18 protein-coding genes and 1 pseudogene are annotated in these 16,474 nt (G+C 42.7%); 13 read left to right on the plus strand and 6 right to left on the minus strand.

Annotated features, from left to right (window positions below):
• From D781_RS22970 to D781_RS16540, 5 genes are all read right to left on the minus strand, one after another.
• A complete protein-coding gene (locus tag D781_RS22970) occupies positions 1 to 459 on the minus strand; it encodes a response regulator (RefSeq protein ID WP_015673476.1) in 459 nt (152 codons plus the stop codon).
• A complete protein-coding gene (locus tag D781_RS23720) occupies positions 440 to 3,961 on the minus strand; it encodes a hypothetical protein (protein ID WP_015673477.1) in 3,522 nt (1,173 codons plus the stop codon). Before D781_RS23720 ends, D781_RS22970 begins: the two co-directional genes overlap by 20 nt.
• Before the next feature lie 530 nt (positions 3,962 to 4,491).
• Positions 4,492 to 5,223, minus strand: coding sequence for a hypothetical protein (locus D781_RS16530; protein WP_015673478.1), 732 nt, complete (start codon positions 5,221 to 5,223; stop codon positions 4,492 to 4,494).
• 86 nt (positions 5,224 to 5,309) lie between these two features.
• Positions 5,310 to 6,158, minus strand: coding sequence for a hypothetical protein (locus D781_RS16535; protein ID WP_041411854.1), 849 nt, complete (start codon positions 6,156 to 6,158; stop codon positions 5,310 to 5,312).
• Positions 6,155 to 6,421 carry an IS3 family transposase gene (locus D781_RS16540; RefSeq protein WP_041411855.1) on the minus strand — a complete coding sequence of 89 codons (267 nt, stop codon included), beginning with the start codon at positions 6,419 to 6,421 and terminating at the stop codon, positions 6,155 to 6,157. Before D781_RS16540 ends, D781_RS16535 begins: the two co-directional genes overlap by 4 nt.
• 253 nt (positions 6,422 to 6,674) lie before the next feature.
• Here D781_RS16540 and D781_RS16545 point away from each other — a divergent pair, with 253 nt between their 5' ends.
• Positions 6,675 to 6,881 carry an AlpA family phage regulatory protein gene (locus D781_RS16545; RefSeq protein ID WP_015673480.1) on the plus strand — a complete coding sequence of 69 codons (207 nt, stop codon included), beginning with the start codon at positions 6,675 to 6,677 and terminating at the stop codon, positions 6,879 to 6,881.
• 130 nt (positions 6,882 to 7,011) lie between these two features.
• Positions 7,012 to 8,574, plus strand: a complete 1,563-nt coding sequence (locus D781_RS16550) for a YfjI family protein (RefSeq protein WP_015673481.1) — start codon at positions 7,012 to 7,014, stop codon at positions 8,572 to 8,574.
• A gap of 377 nt (positions 8,575 to 8,951) precedes the next feature.
• On the opposite strand, the gene D781_RS16555 is transcribed toward D781_RS16550, so the two are convergent.
• A complete protein-coding gene (locus D781_RS16555; RefSeq protein WP_015673482.1) occupies positions 8,952 to 9,584 on the minus strand; it encodes an inovirus Gp2 family protein in 633 nt (210 codons plus the stop codon).
• A 609-nt stretch (positions 9,585 to 10,193) separates the two neighbouring features.
• Here D781_RS16555 and D781_RS16560 point away from each other — a divergent pair.
• From D781_RS16560 to D781_RS23725, 11 genes and pseudogenes are all read left to right on the plus strand, one after another.
• Positions 10,194 to 10,628, plus strand: coding sequence for a hypothetical protein (locus D781_RS16560; RefSeq protein WP_015673483.1), 435 nt, complete (start codon positions 10,194 to 10,196; stop codon positions 10,626 to 10,628).
• Between the two features lie 59 nt (positions 10,629 to 10,687).
• Positions 10,688 to 11,527 carry a hypothetical protein gene (locus tag D781_RS16565; RefSeq protein WP_015673484.1) on the plus strand — a complete coding sequence of 280 codons (840 nt, stop codon included), beginning with the start codon at positions 10,688 to 10,690 and terminating at the stop codon, positions 11,525 to 11,527.
• A gap of 58 nt (positions 11,528 to 11,585) precedes the next feature.
• Positions 11,586 to 11,777 (plus strand): hypothetical protein, encoded by a 192-nt coding sequence (locus D781_RS16570; protein ID WP_041412185.1) that lies wholly within the window; start codon positions 11,586 to 11,588, stop codon positions 11,775 to 11,777.
• Between the two features lie 413 nt (positions 11,778 to 12,190).
• On the plus strand, positions 12,191 to 13,012 hold the full coding sequence (locus D781_RS16575; RefSeq protein WP_015673486.1) for a DUF932 domain-containing protein: 822 nt from the start codon (positions 12,191 to 12,193) through the stop codon (positions 13,010 to 13,012).
• 30 nt (positions 13,013 to 13,042) lie between these two features.
• Complete coding sequence (locus D781_RS16580; RefSeq protein ID WP_015673487.1) at positions 13,043 to 13,486, plus strand: antirestriction protein; 444 nt, start codon at positions 13,043 to 13,045, stop codon at positions 13,484 to 13,486.
• A 12-nt stretch (positions 13,487 to 13,498) separates the two neighbouring features.
• A complete protein-coding gene (radC, locus tag D781_RS16585; RefSeq protein WP_015673488.1) occupies positions 13,499 to 14,041 on the plus strand; it encodes a DNA repair protein RadC in 543 nt (180 codons plus the stop codon).
• The gene (locus tag D781_RS22975) at positions 14,038 to 14,259 is read left to right on the plus strand and encodes a DUF987 family protein (RefSeq protein WP_015673489.1); all 222 of its coding nucleotides are present in this window, start codon (positions 14,038 to 14,040) and stop codon (positions 14,257 to 14,259) included. The genes radC and D781_RS22975 overlap by 4 nt, the downstream gene beginning before the upstream one ends.
• Before the next feature lie 25 nt (positions 14,260 to 14,284).
• Positions 14,285 to 14,651: pseudogene (locus D781_RS16595) on the plus strand (type IV toxin-antitoxin system YeeU family antitoxin).
• 38 nt (positions 14,652 to 14,689) lie between these two features.
• On the plus strand, positions 14,690 to 15,019 hold the full coding sequence (locus D781_RS22980) for a TA system toxin CbtA family protein (RefSeq protein WP_015673490.1): 330 nt from the start codon (positions 14,690 to 14,692) through the stop codon (positions 15,017 to 15,019).
• A 422-nt stretch (positions 15,020 to 15,441) separates the two neighbouring features.
• Positions 15,442 to 16,086 (plus strand): hypothetical protein, encoded by a 645-nt coding sequence (locus D781_RS23265; RefSeq protein WP_051032600.1) that lies wholly within the window; start codon positions 15,442 to 15,444, stop codon positions 16,084 to 16,086.
• Between the two features lie 73 nt (positions 16,087 to 16,159).
• Positions 16,160 to 16,462, plus strand: coding sequence for a hypothetical protein (locus D781_RS23725; protein WP_158497487.1), 303 nt, complete (start codon positions 16,160 to 16,162; stop codon positions 16,460 to 16,462).
• The last annotated feature ends 12 nt before the right edge of the window (positions 16,463 to 16,474 follow it).

The raw sequence follows: 16,474 nt of genomic DNA on the forward strand, positions 1-16,474 counted from the left end.
TCATTTTTTACTCATATAGTTATAGAGATAATCTTTGAGCTTTTCTACCCATCCATCCACTGCTGCATTATAATAAACACATCCTAAATAACATTCAGGAAACTCCCTCTTAAATTCAGCGTCCAAATCATTTAGATCTCTTAATCCTTTTTCAAATGATTGGTATTGAGTAACTACAATAATAGGACAAAGTTTTTCTCTAAGCTTCATTTGAAACATTAGTTCTCTCCCAGCAAAACTCTCAGAATCCCCTCCTGTAGGTTCTTCATCAGATATGTCGTAGTTTGGCATGCTCATATCTAATATAGCCAAATCGTAGATATCATTATCAGCTATATTAAAAATAGCTGAAAGAAGAGACTCGCTGCTAATGATATTAGCTAAGGGAAACACAGACTTTATTACATGACTGAGTTGTTCATATTTTCTCGATTCATCTTCAACAATCAATATACGCATTATCAGTCACCTTACTGAAATCATAAAAAGTAAACTTTATCTCAAATGTATCTTTACTAGTGTAGCCGATTTTCATTGTGTGGTTAAGATCCAAATCTTGATTAAGAATCTTAGCTATTTTAATTAAACCTGTATTCCCCTCACCTTGCGCAAAAGTAAGATAATTAATATAACTTAAATATTTCTGCCTGTACTCATCGAGATTTATGTTTTCCTGTTCTATATCACTAATCTCCTTACAACTATTCGATATAGTCAGTTCAACATTGTCATTATCCAGATGTAATAATGAAATATTTATATTGACTTCATCCTTTTTGAGAAGAGATTTGGTTTTTGCATTTTCAAACATCATATATAAAACATCTACAAAAGAGCTTAAAGTCCGGCCTTTCAATTTAGGAACTACTGGCATAAAAGATTTGACTGTGATATCAGCCGCTCTTCTTGATATTTCTATTAGAGTGTCAAAATCATAAGGAGCTATTTCACTTTGTTCACTACGCATAAACCAGCTGGATATAGTTTCTATATTTACATTCATTGATTCTTTACATCGTCCAATTGCATTATTAAATTCATGAGTTACTGTTTCATCTTTAATAATTTCATGGATACCTTGCTGTAATGACTTAATTGCATCAAATACCCTCATCCGTAAAGTAGTGTTAATTTTCCCCCTAATATTTATTAAATTATAATCTGTTTTTTTCCAAAACCATTCAATTATTGTTCTAATAAAATCAGAATATGAGTTATACGACGCATAGACAGTTTGAATATAATACAACTCTACAACTGATAGACTAAAATCAAAAAGTGCATGTCGCTTACTTTTTAGTTCGCTATCAATGAGTTTATTGAAGGATTCATTAAAAACTTTGACCTGAAACCACTCAACATTGGCTTCGGATATAATAGATTCAAATTCTTTTGAGAAATTTTTAAATGCATTGTTAGCATTTTCATAGTCAACTTCTGAATTAAATTTAAGATTAGACATCCAGTATTCATTTGCTTTAAATTCTGAGTTGCTTTTAATTTGCGTTGTAATTAGATTTTCTTCAAGCAAACTTTTCCTTAAAGTTGATGGGAAGTGACCATGTCGTATTCTTGTACTAAGATTGATATTCAGCCCATTCGTTCCAAATACGAATTCATCTCTAATTCTAATCAATAACTTTTCAAATAAATCATTCTTTTCGTTATTACTTTGACCAATAACATAGACACCACTAAAGTCCTTCAGGATGAGCGATTCATCAAATTTTTCTTTAGGTTTCAAAACCACTTCGACGAGGTTTTTCAAGAACATTTCGACTTCATTATCTGAATAATCCTTAGCTTTCAGATTTAAAAATTGATTATAAAGTTCGTTTAATCCGCTGTTATCTTGTGTTTTAAGCTTACTTGTATCAGCAAAAATTTTACTGTGATCTACTTGTTTTGATGCAATATTAAGAACTTGGCTTTTTGCTAATGTTTTCAATTCCTCTGAAATAGCTTCACTCTTATTATTCTCCATTAAATAACTACATATTTTAATTCTGTTCGTCTCAGTTTTTTTTGTGCCGTAAAATAGCAAGGTAAGCTTCATGAGATCAGGGACACAGACAAACTCCAGAAAATAATTCAGCTGTTCCTTATTAAACAAATCTTTTTTCAAGAATAACTCATCTAAGGACTTTAAATTATTTTTTATAAAGAAATTTTCTAAACCATAACGAAGAATAGGTTTAAATTCATCACCTATATATCTAGTGTAAATACTTAAGAAATTTGGGACATGAATATCGTTTAATGCATTTATTTCCTCTTTAATCCTGTCACAAATTTCCGTTACATTAAACAATGGAATTAGCGACCTATTTTTAATAATTTTATTCATAGCAAACTTAACTGCATCAGCTATAGAAGCACTAAATAGATAACATTTGCCAAGTAGTTCAGAATATTCATTTTCAGTTAGTCTGTCTATTTCACATGAAGTTGAACTAAGTAACGCAATCGCTGCTGGATAATCCTTTTTCCTCATATAGATCATCGCATTATACTTATCTCTTCTTAACTTATCTCTTAAAGCATCGTCGTTAATAATTTCGTTATTTCTTATTTTCCTATAAAGCTCTAAAGAAGATGAATTGGGGTTTCTAGTTAATGCGCTATTTATTAAATCACTTGCTTGTCTCTCATTAAGGTAAATCGATTTTTGAGGGGAATCTAGTGGTGATATAAGATTATGTACAGCCTTTATATTATTCACTCCCTCTGAAAACCGATCCTCTTGTAATACAAGTAAGGATAATGAAACAAACCATGGAAGATCTTCAAATGAAAAACATAAAGATAGTAGATGGTTATAACTTTTAACATAATCTCTATCTTTCTTATAAATCGAACTCAATGCTTGACTAACATCAATTAAATTGGGCCCAGCATTTGTAAAGTTCTTGTTGGTTCGCACTAAACTTTTTGTATAAATTTCATAAAATGGGAAAATACTCAATAATTCAGGCCACTGATCAATATTCTCACAGACGGCTTCATAATTTCCTAAAGTATAATTATCGAGAATTTCATAATCCTCTTCATTTATATCCCATATGGAATTATTATTATAAGCTTTCGAAAGCTGCTTCGAAATTGGACAGTCAGTATTTTTAGAAAGAAAAGAAACAATCCTTGAGGGCAGCGCTTCCATTTCATTATAATTATGGTGCGTACGATGCAATAGATATTTAACAAGTGATTTATATGCATCGATGATACAAGTATTTTTTTCCTCGTTCATTATGATTTCAAAATCATATTCATAGTTATAATCTAATGGCGTAAGCTTGTATATTAAATGCTCCGAAATATTTTTTGGAAGCGTTTCAAGTGACCCTTTGAATGAGTCAATATTTTGCAGAAATGCGCCCGTTTTATCATGCCTAGAACTAACATTCCTTATTATGTATTTAAAGTACTCATTTTTACTGTCATAAACAGTATCAAGAAGTTCTTTTTTACTTTCATAATCATCTTCCAGATCTGCAATTGTGCTATTCAAAGTATAGTGCCATATTGAATGCCCGAATCTTATATAAATCTCATTGGCTATTTCTTTAGCTTTTGCATAATCAGAGTTTAAAACGAGCCAAGTTATTTCCTTTTCCTTTTCTAGGAAAAAATTTAATTCATTAATATTTTCCATTATAGATGCCAGTATATAGGAAATACTTTTATCAAGCGTTGTAGGTGGCACAATATTAGTATAAAAACCCTCAATCTCATTTTTCTTTTGAATGAGTGGTAAGTTTGAAAAATAACCATTTACTTTTATTCTTTTATGATTTAAATAAATCTCAGCAGCAGTCATCTCATCAAAATAACTTATTACAGTCATCCTCCTATTCAAACCCTCATTCATCCTGGAAAACATTTTCCGTCTTGTTCGTCTTTTATCTGCGGCATTAAATATTATAGATAGCTTATCTATTTTTTTTATTTTCTTACTCATATTGTCACCAATTAATGAATGGAGGTTATTTTATCATCATGCGATACAAGTTATAGATATTTTATTAGAGAACATAAAGCAATTTAAATGATAGTCTTATTGCAATATGCAAAGAAAAAAATTAATTATCCTATAAAAACAATTTAAGTAACACGCATCAATTCTACACTGAAAAAAAATTCATTTCAGAATTTGACTAATCTAGCGTTATCAATACTGAAGAATAACTGGCTTATAATTTTTACTTTCAAGTAATTATTCAGAAATGGCTTTCTATACCAATTCTGAGCAATCGTTCCCCTCCTCAAAGAACGCTACCGCCCTCAGGTTCACGTTACCCTGCTTACAACAATTTTCGCTGTTAATAATCTAGCTAAAAGGGTTCAATTTGAAAGATATTTCCCAACTTCACATGTGCTCCCCTTGAGTATCCTTAAGCTAACGAATATCCCCCTCAAGCCCCCTATAAAAACACATTAAAATCAATATGTTTGAAAATTATACTTATAGTTTATTGCATTGGCCAGCAGCTATTTTTCATTTTTTTCTCTAATGATTACTTTCTCGAAGGAACCTCTAATACCATCGTGCTCACGAGACCAGCGTAAGACTCGTACTCGAAGTTCGCTGACATCAAGCTTGATACCATGTGTCTCAATGAATTGCCGCAATGGCTCATCAATCGCTTTGAACGCTAGCTCCTTCGTCGCCCACCCATTTGGAGGCCTACCGGTAGTTTCAAGAAGCTCCATCACTTTTCGACGAACGGGCTCAAGTTTATGGGCTTTAGAGACCCCACCTTTCCTCGCTTTGATCTTACGTTGATCTCTTTTTTTGTTTTCAGCAGTAACCAACGAAAGGTTATAGAAGATCGAGATATCTTTATTCAGTTCCAGATAACCACAAGCGATAGCAAGGAATCTGCAGGCTTCCCTTACTCTGCCCATTTCCCAGAAAGCCTGCCCGAGAGTATGCAGGCCGGTGGCAATATTAGTACTGCCCGTCATCGTTCTGTCACAGTCGGCCTGCAGACACAGTTGCTCGAACTCATGAGTAAGAGCGGCATCATAATGGCTCTCGATTTCGTTCTCTCCATACTTCTGGAAGAATTCAGAAGCCCACTTTTCCCCTGCAGCAACCACAGAATGAATCTGAACCGCGGTCAAGCCATCTCGTTCGTTGGTCTGTTTTAATCTCTGTTCAAACTTCCGGCAAAAGCCCTGAAAATCTTCTTCAAAATTAATTGCAACATGACTTTCCATTTACAGCACACTCCTTCCCGTTATCTCAAATTCATGAGTACAAAGCGGTTCATTATGCACCCGGCTTAAACCTGATATCTTTGATATCAGAGTGTAATTCCGCCATAAAGAATATCAGGGATACAGTACTGAAGCGGATTAAGCAAACTGTCTGGTCTCTGCCGACTGTTGAATTCTTCAATGAAGTCGAACAGCTTGAGCTGGAGTTCTCTGTTTGTTGCAAAAACAACATCGTTGATCTTTTCAGCAAGAAGCCACAGAAAAAAGCATCCCGTGTGGCGCTGTTCCTGATAAGACCCCCTCCTTCTGATCCGTCTCTTCGGGTCAGTAAGTCTCAACGCCCGTCGCCATTCCTGGTGGGTATAATTTGCGCCATTGTCGAAATGAACCACCAGTTTTTGCGGCACCTGCTTACCCAGCAAGAATGAAGGTACTATCTGCAGCTGAGATTCTCTGGCATCGCCGTCATACAAGGCCCAGCAGATTATTCGACCAGAGAACAGATCGACGAGTATCGTCAGATTAATTATTCCTTCTTGTGTAGTGAGGGCTGATGTTCCTACAACCCAGCGTAAATTTGGTAGAGGTGGGTGGGTAGCATCGAGTGTCTGAGGTTTATTTGCCGGGCGAGTGGTTTTGTAGCCACCTGATCGCACATCGCTTTTGATGCTCTTCAGCACCACGCGAACACGGCCTAAGGTGCATTTCTCCCCTGAATCACGCAGGTCCTCGTAGATTCGCCGGTAGCCATACTCTTTCCCCGAATCAAGCCATAGCTGACGGACCTGTACATATAGCCTGTGCTCTCTCGGTGCTGGAGCAATGTCGGGCTGCTTCAGCCAGGCATAATAGCCACTGGGATGTATGCCGAGCAGTCGGGCCTGGACGCGAACAGGCCAGTTAACAGCATTTTCACGAATAAAAGCGTACTTCACTCTGGCCGGGCTATGAAGTACGCCGCTGCTTTTTTTAAGGCATCGCGCTCATCAGTAACGCGTTTGAGTGCCTTCCTGAGTCGGCGAATTTCCTCATCAGACTGTGCGGGCGAAGGAGACGTGCCAGCCTTTTTTATCCACGCATAAAGGCTGTGCGTTGTAATGCCTAATTTTGCTGCCGTTGCAGGGACAGGCTGTTTGCCTTCAATCACCTGCGCGACTGCCTCGGCCTTGAACTCTTCTGAGTATCGTTTGCTGCTCATGGTTTCTTATGTGCAATAGCCATCAAAAATGGTTAAATAGTGTCTATTAAAATAACGCATGGCTAAATCTTCATCAATAAAAAAGTTTGGTCAGAATAAATATATAAAATATCTATATATCAATGAATTACCATGATCCGGTTCCCACAAAGCTGAAATAGCACGAATCCCGGCAAGTAGCGACGTACCCTCACAAAAGTTCGACCATTAGATTTGCTCCAGTCCCGACGAATCCAGAAAGGAGCAACCTACTATGTCCGCATCTAATGTAAAAATACTGCGTATTCCCGCAGTCGTGAACAAACTCGGCATTGCCAGATCGACCATCTACGACTGGCTTAATACCAATTCCCCACGCCACGATCCGGCGTTCCCGAAGCCTTACCCTCTCGGTAAGCAATCTGTCGGCTGGCTCGAGTCCGAGCTGGATGAATGGGTTCTCCAGCGCAGAGCTGCATAGACCCCACCTCTCGTTTCACAAGGCGAGGTGTTTTCACCGACGCCCCCATAATCCACCTCAACTGTATGCCCTAATCCTGCGGGGTGAGGGCATCAGTGGTGTTCCACGACATAAACTCAGGATAAGCAATATGACGTACAACCCAATTACGACTCTCTCGCAGCTGGTAAGCCAGTCAGAGGAATCGTCCTTTCCAATCACTGCCTTCCCGCAAGCCTTACAAGATGTTATTCGCTATCTTCAGGATGGCAGTAAGTATTCAGCCGTGTTAGCAGCCAGCACGGTATTAGCTGCCATCTCAAACAGTTGCCAGTCACTGATTGAGGTTTTCAATAACAATCACGGCTCATCAGAGCCGACAGCACTTTACTTTATGACACTTGGTGAATCGGGTTCAGGAAAAACGACCCTCAGCAAACTGGTTATGAAACCCTATGATGCATTGAAGGCTGAACTGGCGCAGGAATACCAGGAAAGACTGGCCACCTATGGACGTGATTTTGCCGTCTGGAAACCAGAATTGCAGGCTCTGGAAAGCAAACTCCGCACCGCAATCAAAAAGGATGACAATCCTGAGGAAATCCAGGCGAGGTTACAGCAACATATCGCTCGCAAACCCGTTCAACCGATTATGCCAATCCTTGTATACAACGATACCTCGCTTGCGGCTCTGCTTGATGGATTGAGCGTATATCCGAGCGCTTTTGTACGGTCTGAAGAAGGAAGTCGCTTTTTCGAGCATTGCAATATCGCTCAGCAGGCATTCTGTAACGAGGCATGGGATGGAGGGGTTTATGATTATAAGCGCAGCAATCGCGAGCCCTGTAGTTTCAAACCAACACTGACGGTATCGCTCATGTTGCAGCCATCTCTTTTTCTCAGTTATATGAAAAAACATGGTACTGAAGCATTAGACAGTGGTTTCTTATCTCGCTTCCTGTTTGCCTGCATTCCATCCAACAATCAGTATCCTTCCGGAGGCATGAGCTATCGTTACCGCCAGGATACATTTTCCCGTGATGAGGAGGCTTTACGCGCTTTTCATAACCGGATTACTGCATTGCTGGCAAAACAAAAAGAACTTATTTGGTCCGCTGAAATAAAGAAGAAAACACTCAAACTCTCACCTGACGCGGTTGCATATTGGGAAGGTAAACACGATGAGTGGATTTCAAGAACAATGGCTGACTCGTCATGGTCATTCATTAAGCCGATGGTAATGAAAGCGAGTGGGAATACTTTGCGCATCGCTGCATCGCTTCACTACTTCGTTAATCAGGATGATGAGACTATTTCTCTGGATTCTCTTCATCGAGCAGCGGCTATCATGGAATGGTATCTTAGTCATACTGCAGAGTGGTTTTATCAGTTCACTCCACACTACAAATTCCTGCAAGACGTACAGGAACTCACCCAATGGATCCGTCATAAATTCGCATCCAACAATGGTTTGCCGTTCAAAAAGAATGACGTTATTAAATATGGCCCGAACAAGTTTCGCCGAAGTGATAAGCTGGAGCCACTTTTGAATTACATTATGAACACCGGTGAATTTATCTACATCCACAAATCTCCGCCGCATTCGGCGGTATATATTACCTGGCGTATGCCCAATGGGCACTATGCCCCTATTGCAGAACATAATGTACATCACTATTTACCTCCACAACAAGATACTGACCAGATTAGCTAGCAGTTCTCAATCGTACTGCTGACGCTGATTCTCATTGTTTCGCAATGATGCGTAATTGTTATCAATAACTCGTATTCAAGGGCTCGTGATCCTCTAGTATCAACGAGCCTTTTTCTTTTGAAAAAGTTTCCGGTGGTCAGTTTTAGCTCCGCTACAATCGCTACAGTAGCGAGTTGTAGCGGCATTTTGAAAGATATCCGCAGTGAAAACACACCAAATTGCTTAATTATCACCCATCACTGGCTAGGACATTTAAATCGCTACAGGCCTGCTACAACAGATTGCAGCGTGCGCATGCTAACATTTTGCAACGAATAAAATCGCTACAACGTCGCTACAGCCTCTTTCAAATCACAGCCTATCCATGCCAGAAATAATCAGGACTGACTGCAACCAAAATTACGCATGCCATCAGAACTGTCTTTCGTGGCGAGCTTCGTTAAGTAGGACAAACTGCGATCCAGTTGACTGTAATAGTACTCAAAGTTTTTACCCTTCTTATCCAGCCTGAAATCTCCTTCCTTAACAAAATGTACCAATGGGTAATACTTTTGATAGTCAGGCGTGACATTGAGACACAGCGTTCTCACCCAGGCTTCCATAATCATTAATGCCAGATTATGGATATACAGACCTTGTATGGGATAATAGGTACCCGCATTACAGTACACATCGTTATTCAGCATCAATGCCACATGGTAATGCTTCTTGCCCTTTTCTTCACCAAACTCTCTCGACCAGGCATAACGAACATTACAGGAGCGAATACGTTTACCCTCTGCGGCTTTACGTTTCTGCGTATGCTCAATCTGAGATTTTAAAGATTCAATAAATCGGGTTATCAATTTAGGGTCTGCCTTGTAATGTTCATAATTCTCATCAGGCAATCTTAGTATGATATTTAACACAAACGTCCTTGGGTATTCATGTAAAGACTTATCAAGTGTTTCACGAATACGATCCATATGATGCTGATTGCTTAGTCCAAAAGGACTGATGAATGTTTTCACGATTAGCTCCTGATGTTAATCATCTCATTACGATGGACTGGATATGTAATTCATTAAAATTATTTATATTTAGTATCATTGCCATGGAAGTGTGATATAGATTGTTATAATACTAAATACAGTACTTCTTTATTATTTTAATACCAATCAACCACAGATATTCTTCTGCATGTTAAATTTACAATAGAAGAAGAAAGCATCTAAAAACTTCAATTAACTTACATAATATAGTCCATATTTGGTCCGAAGTTAAATCATCTGAATACACTAATTACAGCCTGCATCAAAGCGATTAATTAATAATGTCTCGATAAAAACATATCGCAAAAAATTTCATACCTATATCACTCAAACGAACCGGGACTGCTCTCTATTTCCGGGCTGTATCTTGTTGATCTGCGACACCGATCGATACTCAAATTGTGATAGATCAAAACTATCAATTTATGCTTATTGATCGCTTTAACGATAGATAATGGCGATCAATTTCAGCAAACCGATCTGTATTAACGATTATCCCATCCCCTGCCAAATGCATACGATTGGATAGCCTCAGACAAAGCTCAAAGGCCATTTTTATCTTATAAAACACTCAGTAAGGATTTTTTTATGTTGAAGATAACCTCTGCACTGTTCTTGAGTGCCACGCTGTTCAGCACCGCTTCGGACGCCATGGGCCGGGAGCAACATTGGGGTAGCTGGTTTGGCACTATCAATGTGATGGAGTTTGAACTTAACACCGACAACAGCGCAGGTGAACGCCTGACTCTGACCTGCCGAGACAAGCAGCTGGTCGTGGGTTACAGCGCACCAGATAAAGCTCATGCGGAAACGCCCGACGACGGACAAAAAACGGTGGGACTGAATATCAACGCAGTGCATTACCAGCCTGGCGAGGCGGCCTTTATGGCGCTTAAAAATACAAATGATGATGGTCAAATTGAAGTCACCCAGATGAACGAGCCGTCATCTCACCCCTTTAAAGCAGTTGGGCTGCATGACGCGTTGCAGGACCTGACCTGGGAAGACTGCATTAGCCATTAATCCCCTCTCCAACTACAAATTCACCCGTATCGTTAACAATAATGAATAAGGATGTCTTTATGTCGACATTACTCTCACGCCTGGTTTTACTCCCGATCCTTTTGTTCCCGGCACTTAGCTTTGCCATCACTATCCAGGGGCATATTCACCCTGAGCGGTACACCTTCTTTCTGACGGAAAACGGCGGTGAAATGCTGCGTGATATGAACAATGAGGCAGTCAGCGTCAAACTCAACAATAAAGCCGGTTTCAACGCTGAGGCGCAAAATATGGCTGCGGCGGCAAATATATCTCCCTTGCTGTATGCCGCCTCACCGCTTGAACAGAACTTTATCCGCTACGACGGAAAGCCTGTAAAAGCCCTGACTTGCCTCATCACCCCCCGCACCATGCCGGGCCAGAATAAAAATTATGCATGGGAGGAAACCTACTGCCTGGATGAAACCGGTGCGGCCTACATTGGCACTAAAGGCTGGCCGTCTCGCACTATTTTCAGTAATAGCTGTGTCGTGGGCGCTGCTGATTGCCCTGTTTACCTGAGCATGAACAACGACCCGCCAACCTTGCGTAATGACTCGGTGCAATATGTTCCTTACAGCCGCGAGCGCGTAGGTGGGCAGAAAGAACGTTATCCTGAGCCAAAACCAACGCCTGCGGAAACCGTCGCAGAGCAGGACGGTTATGTGGTGAATTTTGTTAAATCCAGTAACTGCGCCGACAGCAAGCTCATTGTGAAAAACACAAGCTCAGGGAAAAGCGCTGTAATTGCAGGACTCAATGGGTGCACGTTTGATCCAAAGACCAATGCAGTCATCATCTTTACCCAAAATGAATACGTCGGCGTTTACAGTGGCCCCACTAACGCTTCTCAGGAAATAGCCTCCGCAGATCTTCCCTAATCACTCACCCTGTCCGGTATACGCTTCCTGCGATGCCGGACATCTTATGGACTTACCAATGAAAAACGCAAAATCGCCGGACGATACCGTGCCAGAAGAGCAACCGCTGGATCTGACCTGGCCCGTTGTTTTCAGTGTCACCGGACTCACGCTGCTGCGAAGCAAATCGGTTGTATGCCAGACGCTCGGGGCCACGCTGACCACACTCAGCCTGATACGCCTTATAAAAAAACTCGCCACCCTTGCCTGAAAAATTCGTTGTCAGGAAAGCGGTCTTTATCTGCGCCTAAAACTCAATCGCTGAAGAAATATCGAGGCTGGCTGCAACGCGCTGCTATCAACGGACTCTGCGCCGTTGCAGAGGACACACTCAATGATGATGTCTTTGTGTTATCAGTATGCAGCAAAGTCTACCGGCACTTACCGCTGCCCATCCAGAGGATCGCTACGTGCGAATGGTGTCTTCGATACCTCCAGTACGGCAAGCCCATGATTCTGAGGCGAATACAGCGTCTTCGGGCCTACAGCGACAATTCGCCTGCGTTACCTGACGATAAAGCAGCAGGACAGCAGGAACAAACCCCGCCCCAGCACTGAATACTTTCCCTCAATCCAGAACCACTCTTCGGAGTGGTTTTTTATGCCCATTCAAAGGAGATACCCATGAGATTAGCCAGCCGCTTTGGCCGTATAAACCAGATACGCCGAGACCGACCTCTGACCCACGAAGAGCTGATGAGTCATGTCCCAAGCGTTTTCGGGAGTGACAAGCATGAATCTCGTTCAGACCGTTACACCTACATCCCGACCATCAACATCCTCGAAAGCCTGCAGCGGGAAGGCTTTGAGCCGTTCTTTGCCTGCCAGACGAAGGTTCGCGACCAGAGCAAGCGGGAGCACACCAAGCATATGTTGCGTCTGCGTCGAGCCGGACAACTTACCGGGCATCAGGTGCCGGAAATCATTCTTCTCAACAGCCATGACGGTTCGTCGAGCTACCAGATGCTACCGGGACTGTTTCGTGGCGTCTGTACTAATGGTTTGGTCTGTGGCCAGTCATTCGGGGAAGTGCGGGTACCGCATAAAGGTAATGTCGTCGAGAAGGTAATTGAAGGGGCTTACGAAGTGCTCGGGGTCTTTGACCGGGTGGATGAGAAACGCGATGCAATGCAGTCACTGGTGCTGCCTACACCAGCCCAACACGCAATGGCGAATGCCGCACTGAAGTATCGCTTTGGTGAGGACCACCAGCCGGTCACGGTATCGCAGTTGCTGACCCCGCGTCGTCGGGAGGACTACAGCGATGACCTGTGGACCGTTTATCAGCGCGTGCAGGAGAACCTGATGAAAGGTGGTCTGTCAGGGCGAACCGCACAGGGGAAAAGCAGCCGCACCCGGGCTGTTACCGGTATTGATGGCGATATGAAGCTCAACCGCGCCCTGTGGGTTATGGCAGAAAACATGCTCGAGTTTTTCGGGCGTTAAACAACCGTTCCGGCATAAGGAGAAAGTTTAATGAACACACAAAACATTCAGCTCGCTGAGCAGACAGCTATTGCGGCCTCAGTGGTCCCTGACGACTTACGTATAGGCTTCTGGCCGAAGCACTTTGGCTCCATCCCACAGTGGATAACCCTTGAGCCCCAAATCTTTGCCTGGATGGATCGACTATGTACCGATTATCACGGTGGTATCTGGAACTTCTCGACGCTCAGTAACGGTGGCGCTTTTATGGTTCCTGAGGCAGAGCACGATGAGAAGTGGACATTGTTCAACAGTATGAACGGCAACGGTGCGGAACTTACTGACGAAGCTGCGGGGATAGTCGCTTGCCTGATGGCATACAGCCATCACGCGTGCCGTACCGAATGCGATGCGATGACTGAGCATTATTATCGCTTACGAGACTTCGCGCTGAGCCATCCAGAGTGCACCGCCATTATGCATCTCATTGACTGAGGAAAGCCGAACATGAGTACCGCAATATCCCCACTGTTATCGCAGCCTGAACTCTTGCCGGTGTCGGTCATGGCTCAGCATGGCTGTTTACTCCCTACGACTTCCGGACTGACACCATACGCCCAGCGGACCATTCGCCGCGCAATCAACCTGCTGGATAAATATCTGCGTCAGCCCGGTATAGCCTTTACCTCAAGTACTGCAGCCCGTGACTGGCTCCGGTTACAACTGGCCAGACAGGAGCGGGAAGTGTTTATGGTGCTCTATCTCGATAATCAGCATCGTTTACTGGAGAGTGAAACGCTGTTTGCCGGTTCGGTAAACCATGTGCAGGTTCATTCCCGTGAGGTGGTGAAGTCGGCGCTTCGTTTCAATGCTGCAGCTGTCGTACTGGCGCATAACCATCCATCCGGCGACCCGGAGCCCAGCCAATGCGATCGCAACATTACCGGTAGGCTTAAAGAAGCCCTGGCACTGGTTGATGTGAACACGCTTGATCATCTGGTCGTCGGTTCAGATGGCATTGTGTCGTTCGCGGAGCGAGGGTGGATATGAAAATCATCAGTAAACGCCAGGCGATGGCTTTGTACCGACACCATTCAGACTCCCGGCTGTTTCGCTTCTGCACCGGCAAATATAAATGGTCTGGCAGTATCTGCCATTATGCTGGCCGGGAAGTTCAGGACATACGTGGTGTTCTGGCCGTGTTTGCTGAACGTCGTCAGGACCGCAATGGTCCCTATGTGATTCTTCGTAGCGTCACTCTCAATTAATCCTTCCCTTTTATCAGGAACAATAATGAACAATCACTCCGAATCCGGTACCAAGCCGGAGAATCCCGCATGCCAGTTGTGGGGACTTAAACGTGCTGTTACCCCCCTGTTTTGGTGCCCGTCTGGTACAGGAGGGCAACCGACTGCATTTTCTCTCTGACCGCGCAGGATTTAGCGGGGCATTTGCCGTCGATTTTTCAATGCGCCTTGACCAGGCATTTCCGTTAATGATGAAGCAACTTGAGCTGATGCTGACCAGTGGAGAGCTTAACCCTCGCCACCCGCACTGCGTCACGCTTTACCACAATGGGCTCACCTGCGAAGCCGATACACTAGGCTCCTGTGGTTATGTCTACATTGCTATCTATCCTGAGCAAACTGAGCCGCAGTAAATCCCCGCTTATCTTCTTAAACTCACAGAGCAAACATCATGCAAACCATATCATCACACCCGACACGGGCGACTCAGCCCTGCCAGTCACCCGTTGAAACCTGGCAACGGCTGCTGACTCATCTGTTATCGCAGCACTATGGCCTGACGCTGAATGACACTCCGTTCAGTAATGAAACCGCCATACGAGAGCATATTGATGCTGGAGTATCGCTCAGCGATGCGGTGAACTTTCTTGTCGAAAAATACGGGCTTGTCCGTATCGACCGAAAGGGATTTTCGTGGCAAGAACAAACCCCGTATATTTCCGTAGTGGATATTTTGCGAGCAAGGCGCTCTACTGGCTTGCTAAAAACTAACGTGAAATAAATGCTTAAATACAGAGCAGACTAAAGGAAAGCAAAATGCTAATCTCACAGATGAAGAGACTCCTGCTTTAACCTCCCCTCCCCTATAAAAAACCTGACATTTTCTTTTAGGACCAACGATGGGACCAAATTGAAGATTGAATTGAAGATTACAAGCTATTAAACAACAAGTTACACAACCAATTCAGACTCCCCCAGCCCAAATAGGTCACCGGTGATACCAGATAGACCCGGTGATAATGACGAAAAAGCCCGCAAGCTCAGCTCGCGGGCTTTTTTGTGTCATAAATCACAAAATTATCGGTATACATATCGCAGATGTTGATGCATTTTTGTTCATTTAATACATTGTAATATCAGGAGTCGTTTACGAGCAATGTAGCTAGTTCTATTGCTAACAAATCAAACTATCAAGGAAGAAAAATGCCCACCACTACTGACCCCGGTTACTGTATCGCCACCTTCCCAGGCACCATTGTAGATCAAGCCAAAAGCCTATTCCGTCGTAGAGATACCGATGCAGCACGTTTATTCATTAAATTGAATACGGATACTCCTTACGTTGTACCCGGTCAAATGATGATTATTGCCAGTCCTGAGAATTCAAATCAAACGATACAACTTCAGCACTTGCGAAGAGCTAAAAACAAAGTTAATGATTCGATGAGGTTTATAGATGGCGATACTGCATTGTTCTTAGCCGAAAATCATGACCGCATCGATAAGATTCTAGCTCTCTCATCAAAGGGTATCGAGTATACCACAGAGTATGGAACCAGATACTTTGAACAAATAAATACAACTCTCAAGAAGATAGAGAAACTTTATCAAGACGAATTCAAAAGCACAGGGAAGATAGGAAGTCAGCAGTTTTTCACTCAACGCACAATACTATTTTCTGAATTGAAAGCTCTCATCAGTCGTCCAGTATTAAACAAAATAGTCCCTACAACAATCAAGATGCAACCTTATCTAAAGCTGTCTCGTGCACTAGGCCTTTCAACTCGCTCTATTGTTCATCAATGGACAACCGCAGGGGCAGCTGGCTGCCATAAAAGGGTATGCTGAACGTCTTGAAGCGTCTACCAAAGCTGCAAAGATATTCAAGTCAGGTGGTTACATTACCTTTGTTTTAGGATTAATGATGACAACCAATGATGTAGTCCTCGCCTGTATGAACGGGCGTGAGAATGAATGTAAGAAAGCTATGCTTGTAAATTACATGGGATTTGGTGCGTCAACCTTCGGTGCCAGGAGTGGTGGACAATTAGGTGCTGCAGCGGCAGAATCATTATGTATCGGGGCTGGTTTAGCTACCGGTGGGGTAGGACTTGCTGTCTGTTTAGGCACTGGAGCCCTAGCCGGAGGCATTGCAGGCGGTTATATTGGCGAAAAAATGGGCAAGGGTTTCGGTGGCGCAATTGGCAATGTTATTATTGAATAGGTATCTTCACTT

Origin of the sequence: Serratia sp. FGI94, from assembly GCF_000330865.1 — a bacterium.
In the GTDB taxonomy this organism is placed as follows: domain Bacteria; phylum Pseudomonadota; class Gammaproteobacteria; order Enterobacterales; family Enterobacteriaceae; genus Serratia_B; species Serratia_B rubidaea.

Bases quoted from the DNA above. Each gene is read 5' to 3' on its own strand.
- D781_RS22970 (WP_015673476.1), bottom strand. From the start codon at position 459: ATGCGTATATTGATTGTTGAAGATGAATCGAGAAAATATGAACAACTC.
- D781_RS23720 (WP_015673477.1), bottom strand. From the start codon at position 3,961: ATGAGTAAGAAAATAAAAAAAATAGATAAGCTATCTATAATATTTAAT.
- D781_RS16530 (WP_015673478.1), bottom strand. From the start codon at position 5,223: ATGGAAAGTCATGTTGCAATTAATTTTGAAGAAGATTTTCAGGGCTTT.
- D781_RS16540 (WP_041411855.1), bottom strand. From the start codon at position 6,421: ATGAGCAGCAAACGATACTCAGAAGAGTTCAAGGCCGAGGCAGTCGCG.
- D781_RS16545 (WP_015673480.1), top strand. From the start codon at position 6,675: ATGTCCGCATCTAATGTAAAAATACTGCGTATTCCCGCAGTCGTGAAC.
- D781_RS16550 (WP_015673481.1), top strand. From the start codon at position 7,012: ATGACGTACAACCCAATTACGACTCTCTCGCAGCTGGTAAGCCAGTCA.
- D781_RS16560 (WP_015673483.1), top strand. From the start codon at position 10,194: ATGTTGAAGATAACCTCTGCACTGTTCTTGAGTGCCACGCTGTTCAGC.
- D781_RS16565 (WP_015673484.1), top strand. From the start codon at position 10,688: ATGTCGACATTACTCTCACGCCTGGTTTTACTCCCGATCCTTTTGTTC.
- D781_RS16570 (WP_041412185.1), top strand. From the start codon at position 11,586: ATGAAAAACGCAAAATCGCCGGACGATACCGTGCCAGAAGAGCAACCG.
- D781_RS16575 (WP_015673486.1), top strand. From the start codon at position 12,191: ATGAGATTAGCCAGCCGCTTTGGCCGTATAAACCAGATACGCCGAGAC.
- D781_RS16580 (WP_015673487.1), top strand. From the start codon at position 13,043: ATGAACACACAAAACATTCAGCTCGCTGAGCAGACAGCTATTGCGGCC.
- radC (WP_015673488.1), top strand. From the start codon at position 13,499: ATGAGTACCGCAATATCCCCACTGTTATCGCAGCCTGAACTCTTGCCG.
- D781_RS22975 (WP_015673489.1), top strand. From the start codon at position 14,038: ATGAAAATCATCAGTAAACGCCAGGCGATGGCTTTGTACCGACACCAT.
- D781_RS22980 (WP_015673490.1), top strand. From the start codon at position 14,690: ATGCAAACCATATCATCACACCCGACACGGGCGACTCAGCCCTGCCAG.
- D781_RS23265 (WP_051032600.1), top strand. From the start codon at position 15,442: ATGCCCACCACTACTGACCCCGGTTACTGTATCGCCACCTTCCCAGGC.
- D781_RS23725 (WP_158497487.1), top strand. From the start codon at position 16,160: ATGATGACAACCAATGATGTAGTCCTCGCCTGTATGAACGGGCGTGAG.